This window comes from Nannocystis punicea, from assembly GCF_026965555.1.
GTDB lineage: Bacteria > Myxococcota_A > Polyangia > Nannocystales > Nannocystaceae > Nannocystis > Nannocystis punicea.
Map to the genome: position 1 here is coordinate 12,581,144 of NZ_CP114040.1, position 21,357 is coordinate 12,602,500.

The 21,357-nt window shown below is 69.9% G+C and carries 18 protein-coding genes; 9 read left to right on the top strand and 9 right to left on the bottom strand.

The features are described from left to right. The first annotated feature begins 25 nt into the window (after positions 1 to 25). Positions 26 to 1,417: an asparagine--tRNA ligase gene (asnS, locus tag O0S08_RS48460; RefSeq protein WP_269036361.1), complete on the top strand. Its 1,392-nt coding sequence runs from the start codon at positions 26 to 28 to the stop codon at positions 1,415 to 1,417. Between the two features lie 424 nt (positions 1,418 to 1,841). Then, positions 1,842 to 2,177: a hypothetical protein gene (locus O0S08_RS48465; RefSeq protein ID WP_267683333.1), complete on the top strand. Its 336-nt coding sequence runs from the start codon at positions 1,842 to 1,844 to the stop codon at positions 2,175 to 2,177. Between the two features lie 849 nt (positions 2,178 to 3,026). Here the strand turns inward: O0S08_RS48465 and O0S08_RS48470 are convergent. Genes O0S08_RS48470 through O0S08_RS48480 form a run of 3 tightly spaced genes read right to left on the bottom strand, consistent with a single transcriptional unit; the run spans position 3,027 to position 6,241 of the window. Then, positions 3,027 to 4,244, bottom strand: a complete 1,218-nt coding sequence (locus O0S08_RS48470) for a hypothetical protein (RefSeq protein WP_269036362.1) — start codon at positions 4,242 to 4,244, stop codon at positions 3,027 to 3,029. An 18-nt stretch (positions 4,245 to 4,262) separates the two neighbouring features. Then, positions 4,263 to 4,892: a hypothetical protein gene (locus O0S08_RS48475; RefSeq protein WP_269036363.1), complete on the bottom strand. Its 630-nt coding sequence runs from the start codon at positions 4,890 to 4,892 to the stop codon at positions 4,263 to 4,265. A gap of 32 nt (positions 4,893 to 4,924) precedes the next feature. Further along, the gene (locus O0S08_RS48480; RefSeq protein ID WP_269036364.1) at positions 4,925 to 6,241 is read right to left on the bottom strand and encodes a formimidoylglutamate deiminase; all 1,317 of its coding nucleotides are present in this window, start codon (positions 6,239 to 6,241) and stop codon (positions 4,925 to 4,927) included. A gap of 343 nt (positions 6,242 to 6,584) precedes the next feature. Between O0S08_RS48480 and O0S08_RS48485 the strand changes: the two genes are divergently transcribed. Continuing rightward, the gene (locus O0S08_RS48485) at positions 6,585 to 6,749 is read left to right on the top strand and encodes a hypothetical protein (protein WP_269036365.1); all 165 of its coding nucleotides are present in this window, start codon (positions 6,585 to 6,587) and stop codon (positions 6,747 to 6,749) included. 46 nt (positions 6,750 to 6,795) lie between these two features. Here the strand turns inward: O0S08_RS48485 and O0S08_RS48490 are convergent, their stop codons facing one another. Continuing rightward, positions 6,796 to 8,940, bottom strand: a complete 2,145-nt coding sequence (locus O0S08_RS48490; protein ID WP_269036366.1) for an aspartyl protease family protein — start codon at positions 8,938 to 8,940, stop codon at positions 6,796 to 6,798. 73 nt (positions 8,941 to 9,013) lie between these two features. On the opposite strand from O0S08_RS48490, the gene O0S08_RS48495 reads away from it, so the two are divergent. Next, positions 9,014 to 9,916 (top strand): hypothetical protein, encoded by a 903-nt coding sequence (locus O0S08_RS48495; protein WP_269036367.1) that lies wholly within the window; start codon positions 9,014 to 9,016, stop codon positions 9,914 to 9,916. Next, a complete protein-coding gene (locus O0S08_RS48500) occupies positions 9,913 to 10,449 on the top strand; it encodes a YkgJ family cysteine cluster protein (RefSeq protein WP_269036368.1) in 537 nt (178 codons plus the stop codon). Before O0S08_RS48495 ends, O0S08_RS48500 begins: the two co-directional genes overlap by 4 nt. Positions 10,450 to 10,648: 199 nt before the next feature. Here O0S08_RS48500 and O0S08_RS48505 read toward each other — a convergent pair whose 3' ends face one another. Continuing rightward, a complete protein-coding gene (locus O0S08_RS48505) occupies positions 10,649 to 11,563 on the bottom strand; it encodes a hypothetical protein (protein ID WP_269036369.1) in 915 nt (304 codons plus the stop codon). Between the two features lie 302 nt (positions 11,564 to 11,865). Here O0S08_RS48505 and O0S08_RS48510 point away from each other — a divergent pair, with 302 nt between their 5' ends. Genes O0S08_RS48510 through O0S08_RS48520 form a run of 3 tightly spaced genes read left to right on the top strand, consistent with a single transcriptional unit; the run spans position 11,866 to position 13,735 of the window. Further along, positions 11,866 to 12,423, top strand: coding sequence for a DUF2914 domain-containing protein (locus O0S08_RS48510; RefSeq protein WP_269036370.1), 558 nt, complete (start codon positions 11,866 to 11,868; stop codon positions 12,421 to 12,423). A gap of 3 nt (positions 12,424 to 12,426) precedes the next feature. Beyond that, entirely contained in the window at positions 12,427 to 13,506 is a 1,080-nt protein-coding gene (locus tag O0S08_RS48515; RefSeq protein ID WP_269036371.1) for an SGNH/GDSL hydrolase family protein, read from the top strand. 10 nt (positions 13,507 to 13,516) lie between these two features. Beyond that, the gene (locus tag O0S08_RS48520) at positions 13,517 to 13,735 is read left to right on the top strand and encodes a hypothetical protein (protein ID WP_269036372.1); all 219 of its coding nucleotides are present in this window, start codon (positions 13,517 to 13,519) and stop codon (positions 13,733 to 13,735) included. An 84-nt stretch (positions 13,736 to 13,819) separates the two neighbouring features. Here O0S08_RS48520 and O0S08_RS48525 read toward each other — a convergent pair whose 3' ends face one another. From O0S08_RS48525 to O0S08_RS48535, 3 genes are all read right to left on the bottom strand, one after another. Further along, positions 13,820 to 16,435 carry an HTTM domain-containing protein gene (locus O0S08_RS48525; RefSeq protein WP_269036373.1) on the bottom strand — a complete coding sequence of 872 codons (2,616 nt, stop codon included), beginning with the start codon at positions 16,433 to 16,435 and terminating at the stop codon, positions 13,820 to 13,822. A gap of 61 nt (positions 16,436 to 16,496) precedes the next feature. Continuing rightward, entirely contained in the window at positions 16,497 to 17,177 is a 681-nt protein-coding gene (locus O0S08_RS48530) for a hypothetical protein (RefSeq protein ID WP_269036374.1), read from the bottom strand. Next, positions 17,126 to 19,462 (bottom strand): HTTM domain-containing protein, encoded by a 2,337-nt coding sequence (locus tag O0S08_RS48535; RefSeq protein WP_269036375.1) that lies wholly within the window; start codon positions 19,460 to 19,462, stop codon positions 17,126 to 17,128. The genes O0S08_RS48530 and O0S08_RS48535 overlap by 52 nt, the downstream gene beginning before the upstream one ends. A gap of 131 nt (positions 19,463 to 19,593) precedes the next feature. Between O0S08_RS48535 and speD the strand changes: the two genes are divergently transcribed. Then, positions 19,594 to 20,370, top strand: coding sequence for an adenosylmethionine decarboxylase (gene speD, locus O0S08_RS48540; protein WP_269036376.1), 777 nt, complete (start codon positions 19,594 to 19,596; stop codon positions 20,368 to 20,370). Here the strand turns inward: speD and O0S08_RS48545 are convergent. Beyond that, the gene (locus O0S08_RS48545; protein ID WP_269041921.1) at positions 20,352 to 21,215 is read right to left on the bottom strand and encodes a DMT family transporter; all 864 of its coding nucleotides are present in this window, start codon (positions 21,213 to 21,215) and stop codon (positions 20,352 to 20,354) included. The genes speD and O0S08_RS48545 overlap by 19 nt on opposite strands. Between the last annotated feature and the right edge of the window lie 142 nt (positions 21,216 to 21,357).

The following is a 21,357-nucleotide window of genomic DNA, read 5'->3' on the forward strand; positions in this document are numbered from 1 at the left end:
CAGGGGTTCTACGCTTCGGTCCGCCATGCAGACCCCGCGGACCAAGATCGTGGACGTGCTCCAGCTCGAGCCCCCACGCGCCGGCGTGCGCGTCAAGGGCTGGGCCCGCACCGTCCGGGACAGCAAGCAAGTCGTGTTCATCGAGCTCAACGACGGCTCGTGCTTCGCCAGCCTCCAGGTCGTGGTCAATCCCGAGGTCGCCAACTACGAGCAGCTGCGCAAGCTGACGACCGGCAGCGCGGTCGAGGTCGTCGGCGAGGTCATCGCCTCCCCCGCGGCCGGCCAGCGCGTCGAGCTCAAGGCCGTCGAGGTGACGATCATCGGCCTCGCCGACTCGACCTTCCCGCTGCAGAAGAAGCGCCACGGCTTCGAATTCTTGCGCGAGATCGCCCACCTGCGCGCGCGCACCAACACCTTCGGCGCCGTCTTCCGCGTCCGCAGCGCCCTCGCCCAGGCGGTGCACGAGTTCTTCCAGGCCCGCGGCTTCGTGTACGTACACACGCCGATCATCACCGGCTCCGACGCCGAGGGCGCCGGCGAGATGTTCCGCGTCACCACGCTCGACGTGAACAGCCCGCCGCGCACGCCGGAGGGCGCGGTCGACTGGCACGAGGATTTCTTCGCCCACTCGTCGTACCTCACCGTGTCCGGCCAGCTCAACGGCGAGGCCTTCGCGCTCGGCCTGTCCGACATCTACACGTTCGGCCCGACGTTCCGCGCCGAGAACTCGAACACGACCCGCCACGCCGCCGAGTTCTGGATGATCGAGCCGGAGATGGCGTGGTGCGACCTCGACGACGACGCGGCGCTGGCGGAGGCGTTCGTCAAGCACCTCATGCATACGGCGCTCGAGCGCTGCGCGGAGGACATCGCGTTCTTCAACAAGCAGATCGACCCGGGCCTCGTCGCCCGCCTGCAGCACGTGCTCGAGTCGGGCTTCGAGCGCATGACCTACACGGAGGCGGTCCGCCGCCTCGAAGCGTCGGGCCAGAAGTTCGAGTTCCCGGTCCACTGGGGCGCCAACCTGCAGGCCGAGCACGAGCGCTACCTGACCGAGACGGTGGTCGGTCGACCGGTCTGCGTCACCGACTACCCGACCGAGATCAAGGCGTTCTACATGCGCCGCAACGACGACGGAAAGACCGTCGCGGCGATGGACCTGCTGGTGCCGAAGATCGGTGAGCTGATCGGCGGCTCACAGCGCGAGGAGCGACTCGACGTGCTGGTGAACGCGATCCGCTCGTCAGGCCTGAACCCCGAGCACTACGGCTGGTACCTCGACACCCGTCGCTTCGGCACTGCACCCCACGCAGGCTTCGGCCTCGGCTTCGAGCGCCTCGTCATGTACGTGACGGGCATGGAGAACATCCGCGACGTCATCCCCTTCCCGCGGACGCCGCGGAACTGCGATTTCTAGAGCCATCAGGCGTGTGGGCCCAGGTATCACGCGCCGCGTGAGTCGCGCACGGCCCCGAAACGCGTGAAAAAACCCAAAGAAATTGAGCAATTTGGCTGCAGCAGTCGGAAATCTCTGGCGACCCTCTGGCGCAAACGCTAGCCTTGTGTTCGTGGGCACAGGGAGCCTTGGGATGCAGGCAAACAGGGGCACAGACCACGGGGACAAGGTTGAAGTTTTGCCCGGCACCTGCGTCCAAAATGGTGCCGGCCTGATGCCGGGGTCACACGCGCAACCTTGGATTGCCTGAGGAAGGATTATCCCTATGTATCTGCGGAGAAACAAAGTCCGATGTGGTGAGTCGCGCAGGACCTACCTGTCCATCGCGCACAACGTCTGGTGGTCCGGCGAGGGGAACAAGAAGGCGCAGAGCCGACCCATCGTCGTGGCGAGTTTCGGTGTCGAAGACCAGGTGGATGTCGACCTGGCCCGCGACCTGGTCGCAGCGGTCGAGCGCTGCGCCCCGAAGTTCCAGATCCGCCGAGGCGAAGGCAAAGAAGCGACGATGCGGATCGCTCAAGAGATCCGCAAGATCGAGCCTTTCCTCAAGGTGCTCGCCAGCCGCAAGCTGGGCCTCGCCCAGCACCTGCCGCCGCACCCCGAGCGCATGGTGATCCTCGAGGCGCTGATCCGCGACAAGCTCAGCGACCCGGCCGACACCACGATCGCCGCCCGCGAAGAGGCGATCCTGTCGAGCCTCAAGAACCACCTCTCCGCGTGAACATCCGCGCCGACAAGGCATCGCTCCTCCCTCCGGGAGGCGATGCCGTTTGTCGCCGGTAAGTGTTCTTCCTCGGCCCATCCAGCGAAGACGGCACCGCTCTCCTCCCCGGGATCGGTGCCGTTGTCGCGATCGGAGATCGCGTGCGAGACGATCTCCCATCCGCTTCGATGCCTCTCGCCGGCCAGCGGAAAGTTCTTCCTCGGCCCATCCAGCGAAAACGGCCCGCTCTCCTCCCCGGGATCGGTGCCGTTGTCGCGATCGGAGATCGCGTGCGAGACGATCTCCCATCCGCCTCGATGCCTCGCCGGTCGGCGGAGATGGCGAGGAAGAGCTCTCGCAGTGAAGTCGAGGCGCTCGGCGTGGAGACAAGCAAGGCTTCGCGCGCGACCCCGCACGAAGCACGCGCCGCGGCGCGCGAGCATGCTCGCAGAGGCGCGCCGAAGAGGCGATCTCCGCGAAGAAGATGCGCCGCTTTGCGACGAATTTGGGGCGCTGAGCGCGAAGCCACGCGACGAGGAGCCGCGCTGGGGAAGCGATGCGCTGCATTCGCTTCGGCGAGGCGGAGATCACGAGTGCGAGGCGACGAAGCGCGAGGCAATCGACCGCGTGGTCGTCGGCGAGGTGGAGGCGACCCCGCGATGAGCTACGTGTACTTCGACAGGTGCACGCTTCGAGCCGAAGAACGCATCGCCCGTTCGTTCGGGCGTCGACGAGGCGTGGAGCTCTCGCGTGTACCGTGTTGCGAGGGGCTCGTGCGCGAGTAGTGGTTCGGATGCGAGAGCAGCCGAGGGCGGCCTGCGAGGGCTCGCCGTCGGCTGCTCGTGAATCGCACGGACTCGCGGCGGCTCAGCTCTTCAGCAGCGACAGCAGCAGCTCGGCCGGCAGGGGCGCGTCGGGGCGGCGGGACACGAACACGTTGGTGCTGCCGAGCCGGAGCAGCGTGCCGATGCCGAGGCGCGGCGCCAGGACCTCGAGGGCCTTGACCTTCGTGCCGCCGAGGTCGAGCTCGCGGGCGCGTTCCTCGAACTTGGGGCGGTTGAGCGGCTGGGCGTCGACGAACACTTCGCTGAAGAACTCGACCTTGACGGCGAAGTCGATCGAGCGACCGGTGAGGGTCTTGAGGAGCGAGCCCGGCAAGCCGTCGGGCAGCGAGCTCTCGACCGCCGACACCGCGTAGTTGCTGAGCACGGAGGTCTCGGACAGCTCGACCGGGACGAGGACCACCAGGCCCTGCTCGTCCTCGACGTAGCGCAGCGACTTGGCGGCGTTCTCGCTGCGGGTCTGAAGCTCCTGCAGCTCGGCCGCTCGCTCGGTGGCGCGGCGCTTGGCGTCGTCCGCCGCGCTGATCTGCGGCGCCTTGGCGGGAGCCTTGGCCTGCTGCTGGCTCGGCGCCGCGTGGGCGCTCGCGGAGTTCGGCGGCGGCGGGGCCGAGAAGCCCTGCGTCAGCCCACCGCCTCCACCTCGCGCGGGGGGCGGCGGCGGCGGCTCCTCGCCCATGTCGTCGAGCTCTTCGTCACCGGCGTCGCCCGGGGGCTGGCCGACCAGAGTCATGAGCAGGTTCTGGTCGTTGCCGGTCGGCTCCATCAGCGACAGCTCGATGCGGGGGCCGCCGGGGAAGCCGTTGGCGAGGTCACCGACGGTGATTCGCAGCTGGTCGACGAGGCGCGTGACCGGCCAGTGCTGGCCGCCGGCGTCGCGGTCGCTGTCGTCGGCGGCCAGCGCCTGGCCGCGCTGCGCGACCAGGAAGCCCTCGCGGCGGTTGGGGCCGGTGCGCACGTAGTAGACGAAGCACTGCCGCGGCACCGCCTGGCTGGCGGCGAGCGCGATGTCCGGGTTGGTGCGCCAGAACTCGGCGGGGTCGTCGCCGACGACGTTCCCGTGGATCCGCGCCAGCGCCAGCGGCGACGTCGGGTGCCGGGAGATCTCGAGCGTCGCGTCGAGGATGTTGCGGACCTTGCCGAGCAACAGCTCGGCGATCACGGCCGCCAACACCGTCGGTCGGAACATGTCGAGCGGGAAGATCAGCCCGCCGTGGCTCGTGGGCGCGGTGGAGAGGGTGTCCATACGGGTGGCGGGAGGATATTAGCCCGGGCCGAGTACAGCCAGCGAGAAGTGCCACTGGCCCGCGGCCAGGTTGATCGGGAAGCGGCCGACCACGACCTCTGCGCCGGTGGCGGTCGGGCAGCGATGGAAGTCCGCGAGAGCGTTGTCTGCGCGGGCCGCGGAGACCCACGGCTCGCGACAGATGCCACGCAGCCGTTGCATGACCTGACGGACCAGTTCGCCGCTGTCCTGATCGGAGAGCTCACGGGCGACCAGGCCGATCGTGCTGTCACGGCCGAGCTCGAGCTCGAACTCGTGGCCGAGCGCGGCGAACGGGGATTTGGGCGCGCAGAGGACGGCCTCGGGCGGAGGGTCCTGCTCGAGGGCCTCCGGGACCTCGCTGCACAGCTGCTTGGCCAGCCGCGGGACCGAGACGGTGGTCGAGCCGCCGGACAGCATCTCGCTGGCGTCGGTGGTGAACTGGGCGAGCGCCTGCCAGTTGTCGCGCAGCCCGTTGCCGCGGGTGGTGCCGCGGCCCCCGCCGGCCCCGCCCGAGCCCTTGCTCGCGCCGTCGCGGCCGCTGACGGCCTTGTCCCACGCCGCGCGCGACTTCTCGGTCGCGCCCGTGCACGCGCTGCACGCGAGGACGAGGGCGAGGAGGGGACGCACGGTGCGGACGTAGCACCGGCGGCAGTGGGGGTCTAGCGCCGTCGTACTCCGCCCACGAACACGCGATCGATGGCGGCGGCGGTGCCCGACAGCCACAGAGCGTCGTGGGCCTGGTCGTCCGGCAGGTCGGCGAGGTGGGGGTGGTCGAGGTCGGCGGCGCAGGCGTCGAAGGGGTTCCCCGGCGCGAGGCGGCCGAGCTCGGGGCGCCCGAGGGCGCGAGCACCTCCGAGAGTGGCGATGTCGAGGAGCGTGCGAGCGACCGGCTCGGGCCCGGCGAGGCACAGGCGCGCCTGCGCGCGCAGACGCTCGTGCATCTCGAGCAGGCGAGCCTCCTGGACGAGATCGATCACTGCGTTGCTGTCGCTGCCGAGGGCCAGGCCGGTGCCGTGCTGGCGGTGCCGCGGGGCGGGGATGATGCCGTCGCCGAGGTCGGCCTCGGTGGTCGGGCAGGCGCAGACGTTGTGCCCGGCGAGCAGGGCGTGGTCGCGGTCCTCGAGGTGGATCGCGTGCACGGCGGTGAAGCTGCCGGGGCGGGCGAGGCACCCGGCCTCGGCGAACACCTCGGTCGGGGTGAGGCCGTGCTCGGCGCGGCACTCCTCGTTCTCGCGGCCCTGCTCCGAGACGTGAGCGTGGAGCACCAGGTCGTGCGTGCGGGCGTAGTCGGCGAGCTCGCGCAAGGCGGCGAGCGGAACGGCGCGGACGCTGTGCGGGGCGAGGCCGATCGCGTGGCCCTCGGATCTCAAGGCGTCGATGCGGACGAGGTAGCGGTCGACGGTGCCGTCACAGAAGCGGCGCTGTTCGGGCAGCGGCGGGCGGTCGGCGCCGGCGCGTTCATAGTAGACCTCGAGCAGGACGACCCGGATCCCGACCTCCGCGCCGGCGCGCAAGATCTGGCGCGACAGCTCGTTGGCGTCGGCGTACGGCGTGCCGTCCGGCGCGTGATGCAGGTAGTGGAACTCGCCGACGCAGGTGATCCCGGCGCGCAGCATCTCGGCGTAGCAGCGGCGCGTGACCGCGTAGACCTCTTCGGGCCCGAGGCTGCTGGCGACGCGGTACATGGCCTCGCGCCAGCTCCAGAAGCTGGACGGATCGCCGTGGCCGCGCCGGTGCGTGCCGCCCCGGATCGCCCGCTGGAAGGCGTGGCTGTGGGCGTTGACGAGGCCGGGATAGAGGAGCCGGCGGCCGAGGTCGTGGACCACCGTCGGCGCGTCCGCAGGCCGACCGGCAGCAGTGCGGACGATGACGCCCCGCCCGTCGACCTCGACGTAGGGCCGCTCGACCCAGGCGTCGCCGAGGAGACCCCAGGCGGCGAGGTAGCCGACGCGATCGTCATGTAGTTCTTGGGACATTTTTTGAAAAGAAAGACAGAGAGCAGTGAGGCTGTGGCGAGCCGGCCCCGCGCGTGTGGGCGATGGGTGGCTCTTGGGACATGTTCTGAAGGTCAGTGAGACCAGGGCCGCCGAACGAAGCGGCGGTTACCGGTGAAGCGAGGGTGGCTCTTGGGACAGGCTGCGACAGGCTGGCTGGGCCAGGGAGGGCGGCGAAGCGGTGGGTGGCTCTTGGGACAGCTGTGTCCGGTCGGCGGTAGCTCTGGGACAGGTTCTGACGGCTCGATGAGGTCAGAGGTTCAGCTTCGACCTGGCGTTCTTCACCAAGGAGTACCCGACGTGGAAGAACCAGCCGTATAACGACATGTTCGTCGGCTGGCTGGAGTCGACCAACTGGACCGGCAACATCTCGTTCGACCAGCAGGGCAAGGCGCTGTTGGTTGGCGGTCAGGAGCGGTTCTGGCCGCTCGATGAGGTCGGCAACGCGGCGGTTGGGTGGCTCTTGGGACATGTCCTCGAAGCTTGGTGAGGCTGTTTTCGGGGACATGTCCGTTAGAGCAGGTGTGTGCGTCGGCTTACTTGCCCTTCGCCGGGGCCGCGGGGGCGGCGGCGGGCTCGGCGGGCGGGGCGGCGAAGTAGAGCTTGCGCTCGGGGTAGTCGATGGTGAGGCGGCCGCGGCCGACGAAGTCGAGGCCGAGCATGCCGTCGATGCGGAACTGGTCGCTGCTCTCGTTCTGCTCGAAGTAGCCGTAGGCGCCGCGGAGGCCGAGGGCCTTGAAGGCGTTGCCGACGGTGAACTCGGCGACGTCGACGAGAGCGGCCTCGTTGCGGCGCAGCGGCGGGGCGCCGATGCCGGCGCGGGCGAACGCCTTGGTGGTGGCGGTGACGGCGACGCCTTGCATGCCGGTGTTGACGAGGAACAGGCCCTCGGCGCCGTTCATCGCGGCCAGCACGTAGAGGAAGTGGGTCTCGTGGAGGTAGAACGGGGCGCCGCTGCCGGTGCGGTACGAGGCGAGGGCGGTCTTGCACTTGGCGATCGGGTTGACGAGCACGAGCTTGTTCGCGGGCAGGTCGAAGTTGACCTGGAACAGCTCGAGCACGCGGGCGCCGAGGACCGCCTGCGGGGCCGCGCCGGCGCCCCCGGTCATCTGCTCGAGGACCTGGTGCGGGAACACGTCGACGGGGATCCCCGAGATCGTGGCGTTGCCGGCGGTCAGCGCGTCGATCTGGCCGTGGCCGATCTCGGCCCCGCCCTCGCCGCCGAGCCGCGACTTCGAGCGGATCGGGATCTTCAGCTTGGCCGCGACCTCGCCGTCGAGGATGACGTCCGCCGCGCCGGTGTCGACCAGCGCGCGCACCTTCTCCTCGCCGATCTGGATGTCGACGAAGGTGACGGTGCCCTCGGTGGCGATCGGCAGCTCGGCGGTGCAACCGTTACCCTTGAAGCTGACCTGCAGCGGCTTGCCGGCGAAGTTGCGGTAGCGACCGGCGAGCTGGGCGTTGGCCTCGCCGAGGTGGTCGAGGGCCTCGGCGACGGCCGGGAAGTCGCGCTGGTGGCTGGCGATCCAGGCCCGCTGGGAGTGGACGAGGACGTCCCGCACGCCCGCCTTGGCGGCGCGGTCGAGGACCGGCAGCGCCTCCTTGAAGCGGCCCTGCAGCACGCGCGCGCGGGCGAGGATCCACAGCGCCTCGGCCTCCTTGGGCTGGAGCTTGAGGGCGACCTGGGCGGCGTCGGCGGCCTCGTCGAAGTGCGAGGCGGCCCACAGCGCGCGGGCGAGGGTGACCTGGGCGTCGAGGTTCTTGGGCTCGGCGCGCGCGGCCTCGCGGGCCTTGGCGAGCGCCTCGAGCTTCTCGTCCTTGGCCTTCTCCGGCGGCGGGACCTTGGGGACCTGGAACACCTCGGGCTTGATCGGGGCGTGGTCGATGCGCTGGGTCAGGAACAGGACCTCCTGCATGCGATCGCCGAACTTGTTCATCAGGCGGATCTTGTGCGCGACGAGGACGCCGTCGATCGGGCGGTAGTCGTCGTAGAGGATGTGCTGGCTGATCGGCGGCTCGGCCTTGTCGTCCTCGAGCACCTCCTCGGCGAGCAGGCCGGTGGCGCGGTCGTACCACTGCGTCTTCGACGGGATGAGGTCGCCCTTGGTCGACCAACGCACGCCGTCGAGCACCCGCGCCTTGCCGTCGAAGTCCTTGTCGCGCGGCTTCTCGAGCGAGAGCTCGATGCCCCGCTTGTCGAAGTCGAAGTACCAGTGCAGCGCGGCGTCCTCGCGGGTGATGACCGACTCGTCCTCGTCCTCGAGCACGAGGAAGCCGCGGCGGAACTGCCAGCCGGTCTTGCCGTCGAAGCCCTCCTCCTCGATCTGCTTGTCGATGACGGTCCGCCGGTAGAGCCGCTGGTCGGCGGTCGACTGCAAGGTGAAGGTGCCGACGGTCTCGGTGGTGCGGCAGTTCTCGTCCTTCTCGGTGCAGCCGGTCTCCGGCAAGAAGGTCATGCGCGCCTCGACGGTGCGCTGGGCGATCTTGCGCAGGGCCTCCTCGCCGCCGAGCGCGGCGACGTAGCGGTCGACGACGGCCTTGGCCTCGGCCGGGTTGCCTTCCTTGCCGCCGGGCGCGTCGAGGTCGCCGACCGGTACTTTGAGACAGCCGGGGACGGCAGCGGCGGCGAGCGCGAGGGCGAGACTGGCGCTCAGGCGGAGACGGCGGGGTGCACGGGACATGGCCCGGGAGAGTGCCCGAGCGCGCCCCCCGGCTCAAGTCGGCGGACGCGCCGGCCGTGGTAAGCTGCCCGCGGTGGTGCGCGGCACAGGGATCCGAGCTCCGGCGCGGCGCGCTGCGGCGTCGTTGCTGCTGGTCGCCGGCTGCGCGGGGCTCGGCGGCCGCAGCCGCGAACCGGGGCGCAGCGAGGTCGATCCGCAAGTGACGGCCGCCGTGGCCGCCCGCGTGCCGGAGTCCTGTCGCGCCGAAGTGGCGGCGGCGTTGACCGCCGGCGAACAACTCACGACCCCGTGCGCGGAGCCGCTGAGCCGCGCTGCCGACGAAGCCCTCGCGGCCGGGCGCCAGCGGTCGTTCGGGATCGTCGATCGCACGACGGTGCACCTGGCGAGCATGGGCCTGGTGCTGTCGAAGGCGTATCTGTGCCGGCGCAGGCCGTTGCGCGCGCCCGGGCAGACGTCGCTCGACGTCGGCGCGGCCCGGTACGCCGGCTGCGTCGTGCGGCGTTACGCCGGACCCCTGACGATCTCCGTGGCCTCCACCGAGGGGACGGTCCTGCCGGTGATGACTGTCCGCTCCGACGAGGACGGCCGAGTCGAGGTGTCGTTCGCCGAGGTGGATGCGCTGCTCCGCGCGCGCGGTCGCGGTGGCCTGAGCCCCTACGCGACGCTCTTGGTGGGGCGCGACGGCTGGGCCGGGCGCGTCGACCTGACACAACTGCGGGCGCAGCTGGCCGACTGGCATGCGACGTGGGTCGGTCGCGGCCGCGGCTCGCCGGCGCTGTTCGCCGCGCTGCACCCCGAGGCCGAGGCGGCGGCAGGGATGCGGACGCGGGCGCTCGAGGCGTCGCTGAAGCGCCAGGCCGAGGACGCGGCGGCGGTCGAACGCGGCGAGCTGTCGCCGCGGCGCTTCCTCGAGCGGCACGTGTGGTCGCCGTATCGCTCGGTGGTCGAGCAGAAGGACGGCGGCTCGTCGCCGTGACGCCGAGGCTCCAGCGCCTGCGCGTGCACCTGCGGATCGTCGACGGCGACGTCGCGCCGGTGGTGGCCCGCTACCGCGAGCACATCCAGTGCCGGCCGGGCTGCGGCGAGTGTTGCCGCCAGAGCTTCACGGTGTCGGAGCTCGAGGGCGAGCTGCTGCGCGAGGGGCTGGCGGCGGCAGACCCGATGACCCGGGCGGAGATCGTGGCGCGGGCCCGCGAGCACGCGGCCGGCGAGCCGTGTCCTGCGCTCGGGAGCGGCGAGACCTGCCTGCTTTACGCCCACCGGCCGCGGATCTGCCGCAAGTACGGGATCCCGCTGTGGCACCCCGAGCGGCCCCACGAGCTCAAGACCTGTCGCCTCAACTTCCGCGGAGTCGCCGATCTCGACGCCGACCTGATCGTGGAACCACAAGCGGGCTGGGCCGCCGACTGGATCGCGCTGCGCGAGGAGCTCGAGCTCGGCCGCCAGGACAACCGCAGCATCGCCGCCTGGCTGGCTGGTGCTTCGGACATGTCCGAAGATTCGCTTTAATAAAAAGGGGCGCCGCTCGCCGGATGGGCGTGGCTCGAACGCGCGGGCGAGTGGCGAGGCGGACTGCCAGGGCTAGATGCTTGTTCGTACATGTCCGAGAGAACATGGCAAAAGAGGCATGTCCATTCGGACATGCCTTCAAGATCAGTGACCGGGAGCCGGCGCCGCAAGGCATGTCCGTTCGGACATGCCTTCAAGGTCAGTGGCCGGGAGCCGGCGCCGGTGTTGCGGGGGCGCTGGTGGGGGCGGGGGTCGCCGGGGCGGGGCCGCTGGTGGGCGCCGGAGCCGGGGCGGGCGCGCCGGCGGGGGCGAGGGCGCCCGCCGGGCTGGGCGGGCGGATGCCGGGGGGCGGGTCGCGGCGCTCGATCTGCAGCGGGATCGACTCGCTGCCGGAGCTCATGAACGGGCCCACCGGGGCGGTGCCGCGCTTGACCTGCGGCGTCATCGGCGGCGGCTGCGGCGGGTTCTTGCCCCGATGGGCGGAGATGCCTCCGGTCGCGCGCGTCGGCAGCAGGCCGATGTAGTCGATCTTCGCGCTGCCGTTCTCGTAGACGAACTTGAACGCGAGGACGTCGAGGCCATCCTTGCTGAGGTAGGCGCACCACATCGGCTCGGCGCCGTTGCGGACGTAGACCTGGGCCGCGGGCGGGACCACCGGCGGGCAGAAGAAGGCCTCTTTGCGGGCGAAGCGGCTGGCGGCGTCGCGGAAGATGTCGAAGAACTCGCGGCCGCCGTCGGCGAAGATCGGGCGGGCGTCGTACTCGCGGCGGTCGGGGATGCCCCAGCGCGCGTGCTCGGTGAAGACGGCGGGCAGGCCGGCGAGGTCGTCCTTGGCGGCGAGGGTCAGGAGCGCGACGGCGATCCGCTTGGCCTGGAAGGGCAATTGCCAGGTCGCGATCTCGGCGGCGGAGGCGACCTCGCGGTCCGCGTACTCGTGGAGCAGGCTCTCGGGCACCCCTTCGGCGCTGCCGGCCGGCAACGGCCTGGCGGCGGCGGGCGCCTGAGCGGGCGGGCTCTCCTTCGGCACTTTGCCGACGTGGTGCGGCGTGGTGCAGGCGACCACGAGGCCGGCCAGGACGACGGTACCGAGGCAATTCAAAGGAGCACGAAGCATGCCGCACTCTTTAGACCGCCGCGTGCCGATGAGCAAGCGCACAGGACGCTCCTGAGGCCGGTCGATGTCGCGTTTGTGGACGAGCGGTTGTGAGGCCGCGAACGCACCGGTTAGGATGCGCTGCGCGGTGACCCCCCCGCCGCGTGAAGGCCGCGAGCGTGCGACGAACAGGCAAAGGCGTCCCGAGGGGCGCGAGTCGCTGCGGGCTGCAGGGCGCTGCGGCGGCGCTGGCGTGCCTGGCTTGCAACCTCGAGGCGCCTCGCGTCGAGCGCAGGGCGGTGGAGGACGACGGAGTCGAGCGCGTGGAGCGGCCCGAAGCGACGCCCACGCCGGCCTCGGCGCGGGAGATCCGTCTGCCGGCGGCGCACGTGCCGACGGCGGACGAAGAGCCCGAGCTCGGGCCCGACGACTCGCGCGCGGCCGGGCCGCGCACTGTGCCGCCGGGGACGCCGCCCGCGATCGCCCGCGTGTTCGAGCGCCTGCCGGTGGGGATCCACGACGAACCACCGGTGGGCGCGATCGGGACCTCGGGGATCCACGTGGACAAGATCTGGGTCGGGCAGGCCTACGAGCGCGAGGGCTGCACCGGCGAGTCGGAGAAGTTCTCTCTGGCCAAGCACGGGGCCGTGAACGTGTGCTTCCGCGTGGTCCACAGCCGCGTCGAGGAGACCGTCGACGTGTTGTGGGAGAAGGACGGCGAGCTGTTTCGCCGCCGGGCGGTGCAGATCCCCGAGCTGCACGCGTACCGCACGCGGGCCTATCTGGTGCTGCGGCGCGAGTACATCGGCAGCTGGAAGGCGCGGGTGGTCTCCGTCGACGGCATCGAGCTGGCGGCGGCGGCGTTCGCCGTTGTGGAGTGAGTCATGCGTGGCGTGGTCGTCGGGCTGTTGGCGAGTTGGTTGTGGGTGACCGGAGCGCGCGCGCAAGAGCCCGAGCCGGTCGCGGAGGCGCCCGAGGTCGAGCCGCCGCCGACGTGGCGCTTCAAGCAGAAGGAGCGCCCCGTCAAGGTGGTGGTCCTGGCCGGGTCGATCGGCGCCTGGCCGAAGCAGCCCTACGCCGAGCGGCTGGCGGCGATGTGCAGCAACGTCGAGGTCCGCAACCTGTCGAAGGTCGGCTTCGGCGCGCTGCAGCTCAAGCAGCGGTTCAAGCAGCAGTTCCTGGAGAACCCGTACGTCAGCCTGCGCGACCCGGAGCTCGAGTACTGGCTGGTGTTCCAGGGCGGGCTCAACAGCGTCGGCACGCCCGAGCGGACCAACCACGACATCCGCGAGCTGTTCACGCTGGCGCACGCGCGGGGGATCAAGGTGGTCGCGTTCAGCCTCACGCCGTGGGGCGACGACTCCGACCCCAAGCGCTGGGCCGGCGCGGCCGGGCTGCGCTACCTGCGAGCGACGCGGACGGTGGTCGATTTCGTGCTCGGGGTGCTCGCGCCCCAGCAGGCGCTCGGCGACTACGCCCGCAAACGGATCGGCGGCGCGGAGGCGCCGTGGCGACCCGACGAGCTGCCCGAGGTCGCGGTCGACCTGTACCGCTCGTCGCTGCGCGCCACGTCGGCGCCGCTGCGCGACCTCGAGGCGATGCGCGTCGCGCTGACGAAGGACGCGCTGTGGAAGCGACAGCACGCGGACCTCGACGAGGCGGCGCGCGCTGCGGCGCTCGAGGCCGATGCGGCCGAGGCCGCCGAGGTGCCGCGCTGGTTCTTGCGCACCGAGCTGCGGAGCTTCGACCATATCCACCCCAACGCCGAGGGCCACCGGCTGATCGCCGAGACGGCCTGTCCGCGCCTGCCGGCCAGCTGGGGCTGCACCTGCCCGAACACGCCCGCGGCCGCGGAGAGCCCCGCAGAGGCCCCTGCGTCGCAGCCGCCGCGGCTGCCGATGACGACTCTGCTACTTTTGTACCCGCACTGGCTCCGGGTGCTGCTCGGGGCGCCTCACCTGTGAGCCTCACGCCATGACCGAGCTGATCAACCTGATCTTCACCATCCTCGCCCTCATCGCGGCGGTCATCGCGGGGCTGTGGTTCGGCGCCAAGCTCGCGGAGAGCACCCGCGACGAACAGGGTCGGACGCGCAAGAGCCTCACCTCGGCGTTGCGCGACACGACCACCGCCTCGGTGGTGAAGCTGTGGCGCTGGCGCCGGGCGCGGGCGCGCGAGGCGAAGAAAGAGTAAGAGCCTCCGAGGGCGAGGCCGCCGGCGCGGCTGCATCTTCGGGCATGCTCATGAGAGCATGCCCGAGAGGACATGTCCTGGGCGCTATGTCTTTTCGGCCAGGGCGCGCTTCTTGTTGTCGAGGTCGAGGCGGCGCCAGCGGAGCCCGGCGGCGCCGACCACGAGGACGCTGGCGAGCACGATCCACGGGATCTGCGGCGACTTGGGCTTCTTCTTGTTCCACGCGGTGAGGTGGTTCTTCACCCACGGGCGGAACTCGCCGGGGGCGAGCAGCGGGAGGCCGTGGCGGGCGCGGATGGTGTTGGGCAGCTGGGCGTTGATGTCGGTGCACTCGCCGGTGTAGACGAGCTTGCGGAAGCGGTTGGCGGCGAGCCGCTCCTCGGGCTTGTAGGGGCCGTTCTTGGCGACCTCTTCCGGCGTGGGGATGACGTAGGAGAGCTTGTAGAGCTCGACCTTCTTGGGCGCCTGGCCGCCGTGCTTGAGCGCCCAGTCGCGGCAGATCCACCGCGCGTGCCACTTCTGATACCAGTCGCCCTTGCCGCCCTCGCCGCCGATGATCCGGCGGTTGATCTTGCGCTGGCGGGTGTAGCCGATCCACGGGATCGGCTTGTTGTCGGGGTGGTAGACGTCGGTGTTGAGGTCGTACGCGTTGCCGTCGTGGTCGGTGACCAGGACCTGCATGAAGACGTTGCTGCGCGGCGGGTTGGGCGCGAACATCTTCCAACCCTGCGCGGTCTGGCTGGTGCGGATCCACCACTTGAACGGGTCCTGCGCGCGCACCCGCCAGCCGTCCTTGCCCTCGCCGCCGAGGCTGTCCTTCTCGGGCAGCAGCCAGATCGCCACGCCCGTGCAGTGATAGACGACGAACACGCCGACGAGGAAGCGACCCATCGAGCCGTAGGCCCACGGCCGTCGCGGCCGCCCGGTGTACGGGTCCATCCGCGACAGCTGCTCGGCGCCGCGTCGCTGGGCGACGCTGAAGCCCAACACCGCGAGGCCGGCGAAGATCACCGCGCCCGTGGCCGCCCAGGGGACGCCGAGCTTCGTCTCGGCGGCGACGTAGACGCCGCCGACGGCGACACCCAGCGCGCCCCACAGGGCCCACGCAGGCAAGGCGGCGGCGTCGCGGTGGAGGTGCGGCAGGGTCGGGTCCTCGGCCGGCAGCGGGGCGTCGCCGCGGGTGATGTCCTTCGGGACAGGTAGGCCGATGCGCCCGAGCCGCTCGCCGATCGCCCGCAGCAGGAAGGCGACCTCGCTGCCGTTGAGGAACGCGATGTAGGTGGCCATCGTCGCCGGCGTGAACCAGCCGATGTTCATCATCACGATCAGGTGGGCGTGGAAGACGAGCCCGAGGCCGAGCCACAGCCGGCGGCCGAGGAACCAGGTGCAGAACCAGTCGAGGTCGAGGGTGAGGCGGCGGCCGCGGATCGTGACGGTGGGCCGGCGGCCGAGCCCGTAGAAGAGGCCGCCGATGACGGCCATGCCGGCCAGCCAGGCGACCGGGAACCACCGCTGCCAGCTGGCCAGGTCGGCCATGCCCGCGCGCGGGGCGACCGGGATGTGGAACGGCAAGGTGATGTAGACGACGACCAGGCCGACGAGGCCGAGGCCGAGCCAGCAGGCGCGCACGGCCCAGCGCTGCCACTCCGGCAGCGGCGGCAGCTGCTCGCGGCGGACGAAGCGGACCACCAGGCCGATCACGACCAGCGGGAAGAAGGCCTCCCAGTAGTGGGTGACGATCGTGTTGATGCGGAAGAGGTTGGTGCCGAAGACGGCCGACAGCTGCTGCGGCTCGAAGCGGTAGAAGTGGTCGAGGTTGAGCGCGTAGTAGAAGGCGTCGCCCTTGGCCCAGATGTCGCCGTTCTTGACGGTGCCGGTCGAGCAGTAGAGCGCCGCGAGCTGCAAGATCATGATCATCCGCGGCCACGCGGGGATCAGCCGGTACACGGCCTCGAGGCCCTGCGGGTGCTCGGCGCCGGGAGCGACGCCGGCGCCGGCGCCCGGGCCGTCACGCTCGCTGAGCCGGCCCTGCTTGCGCAGGCGACGGCAACGCAGCCAGTTGTCGACGCTGTATGCGGCGCCGCACCGCGACATGCACAGGTAGAGGAGGAAGCAGCGGTAGACGTTCTCGGTGCCCTCCCAGAACACCTGGTTGCGCAGGATGATGCTGTGGAAGAGGATCAGCGTCAGCCACTTGGTGATGTTCGTCTTGAAGCCGACGATCATGCACACGCAGGCGACCTCGAACGCGCCGAGGACCAGCCAGAAGGCGGTCGGCGAGTCCCAGAAGAACAGCGGCGAGTACTTCGGGCCCTTGAGCCACTCGACGACGCCGCCCCAGTCGAAGAAGCCGTGGGGCTCGGGGTCGATGCCGTCGCCGAAGCCGGCGAACTGCTCCTTGGCGAACACCTCGCGCGCGACGTCGGTGAGGAACAGCCCCTCGTCGGTGAAGAGGTAGATGAAGAGGTCGGACAGGCCGTTGATGTTGAACAGGGTGACGAGGCCGAAGACGATGCGAAAAAGGCCCATCGTCCGCGGGTCCTCGGCGCGCAGGAACAGCCGGCGGAACGCCTCGCGGTGGAAGATGCAGGCGCTCACGAAGAAGACGAAGCCGAGCAGCATCCACCAACCGACGGTCGGCGAGAGCGCGAGCGCTTCGGCGTTGGGGATCCGTTCGTCCGCGAGGAGGCCCAGCAGCATGTGCTCGGATTAAAACAAAAGGCCCGGCGTGATGCCGGGCCTTCTGCTGTGAGAAGCCGTGTCAGTCGACCGGCTTCGTCAGTGGCTTGGTCTCGGGCGGCGCCGGCTCCGGCGCGGCGGCCTCGCCCTCACCCTTGGCCAGCGACGGCTTGACCGTCGCGGGGGTGCGCTTGCCGGAGGTCGTCCCGGTCGTGCCCGGTTTGCTCCCGTCGGTGGTCTTCGGCGGGTCGTAGCGCTTGTCCCAGGCCTTCTTCTTGTTGTGGATCCACGGCTTGAACACGCCCTCCTCGAGCAGCGGCAGGCCGTGGCGCTCGCGGATGAAGTTGGGCAGCTGCCCGTGGTCCGACGACGCGCACTTGGTCGTGTGCTGCCGCTCCTCGCGGCCCGTGTCGTAGAGCAGCTTCTCCGGCGAGTAATAGCCCTGCTTGGCCACGATCTCCGGCGCCGGCATGCGGTACGAGACCTTGTAGAGCTCGACCTTCTGCGGCATCACCCCGCGGTGGCTCATCGCCCACTGGCGGCAGATGAAGCGCGAGTACCACTGCTGGTACCAGTCGCCCTTGCCCGACTCGCCGCCGATGATGCGCCGGTTCATCTTGCGCATGCGGTCGTTCCAGACCCACGGGATCGGCTTGCGCTCGAGCGCGTAGGTGTCGGTCCGCAGGTCCCAGCGCTCGCCGGTCTCGTCGGTCACGACGGTGCGCATGAGCACGTTGTGACGCGGCGGGTTGGGCGCGAACATGCCCCACTGCTGGTCGGTCTGCGTCGCCAGCACCCAGGTCGAGAACGGCTCGCGCGCCTTGATCCGGAAGGTCGAGACGCAGTCCTTCTCGGGCAGCTCCCACACGGCGATGGCGACGATGTGATAGAGGACCAGCGCGCCGATGAACAGGCGGCCGCCCGGCCCGTAGGCCCACGGCGCGATGGTGTGCCCGGTCTGCGGGTCGATCGCCGGCATGTCGGCTCGCGCTTGGGCCGGTCGGGCGGCGAGAAGGTCAGGCCGATCTTCGCCAGATGCCGGTGCACCGCCGGGATCTGGTTGAGGCAGACCACGAGCAAGAGCGTGCCGGTCGCCGCCAGCTTGTAGTAGAGCAGCTGGTCCTTGTCCTGCGTGGTCTCGCCGGTCAGGCTCATCAGCCACAGGTAGGCGAAGATCCCGATCGCCAGGCCGACCAGCTTGGCGACGAAGTTCCGGGTCCCGCGATGGCCCTGCACGTAGGTGTAGAGCGTCAAGAAGGCCATCATGGCGATCAGGGTCCACGCGAAGTGGATCCCGAGGTTCGCCCCCGGCGCCGTCTCTTCGCGGCCGAGCACGCTCACCTTGAACCAGGGCACCAGCGGGCTCGCGTGCAGGATCACGCCGAGCACCGCGACCACGAGCATGCCGTAGAGCAACGTGGGCGGCAGCCGGCGGCCGTCGCGGCGGTGATGCGGCAGCGTGCGATCCTCGCCCGGCAGCGGCGGCTCGCCGCGGCGCACGTCGGCCGGGAGCGGCAGCCACGGGAACGCCCGCGCCAGCCCGCGGCCGAAGAAGCGGAGAATCCGCCCCGGCTCGTCACCCTGCAGGAAGAACAGGTAGGTCGACATCATGATCGGCGGGAACATGCCGATGTTCATGAGCAACTGGAGGTTGCCGTGGAACACCAGGCCGCAGGTGAGCCACACCCGCCGGCCGAGGAACCACCGGCAGAACCAGTCGAGGTCGAGCAGGTAGCGCTTGCCGCGGATCTTCACCGTCGGCGGGCGCCGGCCCAGCCACCAGAACCCCCCGCCGATGGCCGCCATCAGCGCGACCCAGCCGACCGCGGTGACAATCTGCACGCGCTGCGTGGTCCACCAGCTCTTCGGCAGCTCGACGTGGTGCACCGGCAGGGTGATGAGCACGACCGCCAGGCAGCCGAGGCCGAACGCCACCCAGCAGGCGCGGACGGCCCACAGCCGCCAGCCTTCCAGCCGCGGCAGCTGCTCGCGGATGCCCCAGCGGATGATGGTGCCGAGCACCATGAGGGGGAACATGGCCTCGAACCAGTGGGTGATCCACGTGGCGAGGCGGAACATGTTGAGGCCCAGGATCGACGACACTTCTTGCGGGTAGAACCGATAGAAGTGGTCCATGTTGAGGGCGTAGTAGAGGGCGTCGCCCTTGGCCCACACGTGGCCGTTCTTGACCACGCCCGTGAAGCAGTACAGCACCCCGAGGTTGAGCATCATCAGGTTGCGCGGCCACGCGGGGATCAGCCGGTAGACCGCCTGCAAGCCCTGCGGGTGCTCGGGGCTGGGAGCCACACCGGCGCCGCCGCCGGGGCCGTGGCGCTCGGACAGGAGGCCCTGCTTGCGCAGCTTCCGGGTCCGGAGCCAGTTGTCGATGCTGTACGCGTGCCCGCTCTTGGCCAGCAGCAGGTAGAAGAAGAACACGCGGTAGACCAGCTCCGTGCCCTCCCAGAACAGGTGGTTCCGGAGGAAGAAGCTGTTCATCAGCAAGAAGCTCAGGACGCCCATCACCCGCGTCTTCCACCCGAGCATGAACAGGGTGGTGACCGTGTAGAAGCCGATGAGCTGCACCCACATGGCCGTGGGCGTGTCCCAGAAGTACAGCAGCGAGTACTTGTGGCCCTTGAAGAACTCGAGGGCCGCCGGGACATCGAAGAAGCCGTAGGGGTCGTCGCCGATGCCGTCGCCGAAGCCCTTGAACTGCGCCGGCGCCACCAGCTGGCGGGCCGCATCACTGAGGAAGATGCCTTCGTCCGAGAAGAGGAAGGTGAAGTACTCCCACAGGTCGTTGATGTTGCAGATGCAGAGGAAGGCGAAGACGATGCGGAACGCCGCTACCGGCCGCGGGTCCTCGTTCGTCAGCCACCAGCGCCGCCAGCGCTCGCTTTGGAGCAGGAAGATCAGGCATGCAAAAACGGCGCAAGCCAACATGACCCACCCCACCGTCGGCGACATGGCGATCGCCGTGTCGTTGGGGATCCGGTCGGGGTCTGCGAGCGCGAACGCAAATGCTGCGGCCGAGGAGAACCCAAGCATAGGCAGGGAGTGTCCGGGACGGCACTAGGCGGGCGCAAGCGCAAAAAAGGCCAGTGCTTCCGCGGGTGTTGGCCGTCGCACTCGCCGCCGAGGCTTGACTCGACCGGCATCCCCGGCCATCGTCCCCGCCGATGTTCGTCCCGCGCGAACGCGTCCGCCTACAGGGTTTCAACAACCTCACGAAGGTGGTCAGCTTCAACCTCTACGACTTCTTCGTCGCCCGCACCGACGAGGAGCGGCACGGCTACGTCCGCTATATCGACGAGAAATTCAGCGCCGAGCGCATCACCGACATGCTGCGCGAAATCGCGCACATCATCGATGCCGAGGTCCTGTCGGTCTCTGCCCAGGACTACGAGCCGCAGGGTGCGAGCTCGCTGGTGCTCATGAGCGATCTCGGACAAAAGAAGGTGGCCGACGAAGTGATGGGCCACACGACCGTCGGCGCGCACCTCACCAAGAGCCATCTCTGCGCTCATACATACCCGGATTGGTACGATCCGAAGGGGATCTGCAGCTTCCGGGTCGACATCGACATCGCCACCTGCGGGACGATCGTGCCGCTGCGAGCGCTGAACTTCATGTTCGAGAGCTTCGAGAACGACGTCGTCATCATCGACTACGTCGTCCGCGGCTTCACCCGCGACGCCGAGGGCCGGCGCGTGTACATGGACCACACGCTGAAGTCGATCCAGGACTTCATCGACCCGAAGATCCTCGCCGACTACCACTGCGAGGACCTGGTCCTGCAGAACGAGAACATCTGGCAGACCAAGATGATGCGCACGCGGCTGGACCCGTCGGCGTACTTCCCGCCCGACGTCGACCCCGCAGCGCCGGAGAGCCTCGCCCGCCTCGACGACGTGCGGCGCGAGATGGTCGGGATCTTCTACGGCTGGCCGGGCTGAGCCGCGTCGCTCGGCTTGCGGGTGAGTAAGTAGCCGGCAACGACGAGGAGCGCCGCGCCGATGAGCGCGCCGGCCGGGGCATGCGCGTCCCAGAAGAGGACGTCGACGCCGAGGCCCAGCGGGATCGCGGCGTACGCGACCATGGCGATGCTCGAGGCGGGCGCGAGGCCGTAAGCGCGGGTCATCCACAGCTGACCGAGCGTGCCGAACAGCGCGGTGCCGCCGATGACCGCGAGGTTCCTGCGTGACAGGTGTCCGAGCTGGAAGTCACCGTGCGCGAGGCCCCACACGAGGCCGGCGATCGCGGCGAGGAAGGCGAAGTGAAAGACCACCAGCTCGGGCGCCTCGGTCTCGGAGGTCTTGCGGATCGTCACATGTGCCAGCGCCGAGAAGACCGCGGCGGCGACTCCGGCGAGCGCGGGCACCAGCGGGAGGGCGGAGAGATCTCCCAGCGGTGCGAGCACGAAGAAGGCGCCGCCCACGGCGAACACGAGGGCGAGCAAGACGAGTCGGTGCATGCGCTCGCGGAGGACGAGCGGCGCGAACAGGGCCACGAACACCGGCTGAAGTAGATGCAGGGTCTGGTGCTGGACGAGAGTCAGCGCCCGCACGGCATAGAAGGTGGTGGCCATGGCGGCGATCCCGAACAGCGAGCGCAGCGCGACGAGATCTCCCCGCACGGGTCGGAGGCTCAACTGTTGGCGACGGAGCTCGAGCCAGATCCACAGGAGCCCGGGCGTGGTCCTGTAGAAGATGAGCTCCGCAGTGCTGAGCCCGTCCTCTCGCAGGACCTTGGCGCAGGCGTTCATGGCGACGAGGGCGCTCATGGCGCCGAGCATCCACACGAGACCGCGGCGGAGTTGAGCGACGGGGGCGGCCAAGGAAGCCGGGCCGATCTACCATCGTGACGGGCGACGCAGGCATGTCGCGAGTTGGTCGCTCGCCGCGCGTTTCGCGAGGGGAGATCTCTTCCTACAGGCGTCGCAG

Bases quoted from the DNA above. Each gene is read 5' to 3' on its own strand.
- O0S08_RS48480 (WP_269036364.1), bottom strand. From the start codon at position 6,241: ATGTCCCAAGAACTACATGACGATCGCGTCGGCTACCTCGCCGCCTGG.
- O0S08_RS48490 (WP_269036366.1), bottom strand. From the start codon at position 8,940: ATGTCCCGTGCACCCCGCCGTCTCCGCCTGAGCGCCAGTCTCGCCCTC.
- O0S08_RS48530 (WP_269036374.1), bottom strand. From the start codon at position 17,177: ATGTTCGCGCCCAACCCGCCGCGTCACAACGTGCTCATGCGCACCGTC.
- asnS (WP_269036361.1), top strand. From the start codon at position 26: ATGCAGACCCCGCGGACCAAGATCGTGGACGTGCTCCAGCTCGAGCCC.
- O0S08_RS48525 (WP_269036373.1), bottom strand. From the start codon at position 16,435: ATGCTGCTGGGCCTCCTCGCGGACGAACGGATCCCCAACGCCGAAGCG.
- O0S08_RS48535 (WP_269036375.1), bottom strand. From the start codon at position 19,462: ATGCTTGGGTTCTCCTCGGCCGCAGCATTTGCGTTCGCGCTCGCAGAC.
- speD (WP_269036376.1), top strand. From the start codon at position 19,594: ATGTTCGTCCCGCGCGAACGCGTCCGCCTACAGGGTTTCAACAACCTC.
- O0S08_RS48515 (WP_269036371.1), top strand. From the start codon at position 12,427: ATGCGTGGCGTGGTCGTCGGGCTGTTGGCGAGTTGGTTGTGGGTGACC.
- O0S08_RS48520 (WP_269036372.1), top strand. From the start codon at position 13,517: ATGACCGAGCTGATCAACCTGATCTTCACCATCCTCGCCCTCATCGCG.
- O0S08_RS48505 (WP_269036369.1), bottom strand. From the start codon at position 11,563: ATGCTTCGTGCTCCTTTGAATTGCCTCGGTACCGTCGTCCTGGCCGGC.
- O0S08_RS48470 (WP_269036362.1), bottom strand. From the start codon at position 4,244: ATGGACACCCTCTCCACCGCGCCCACGAGCCACGGCGGGCTGATCTTC.
- O0S08_RS48485 (WP_269036365.1), top strand. From the start codon at position 6,585: ATGTTCGTCGGCTGGCTGGAGTCGACCAACTGGACCGGCAACATCTCG.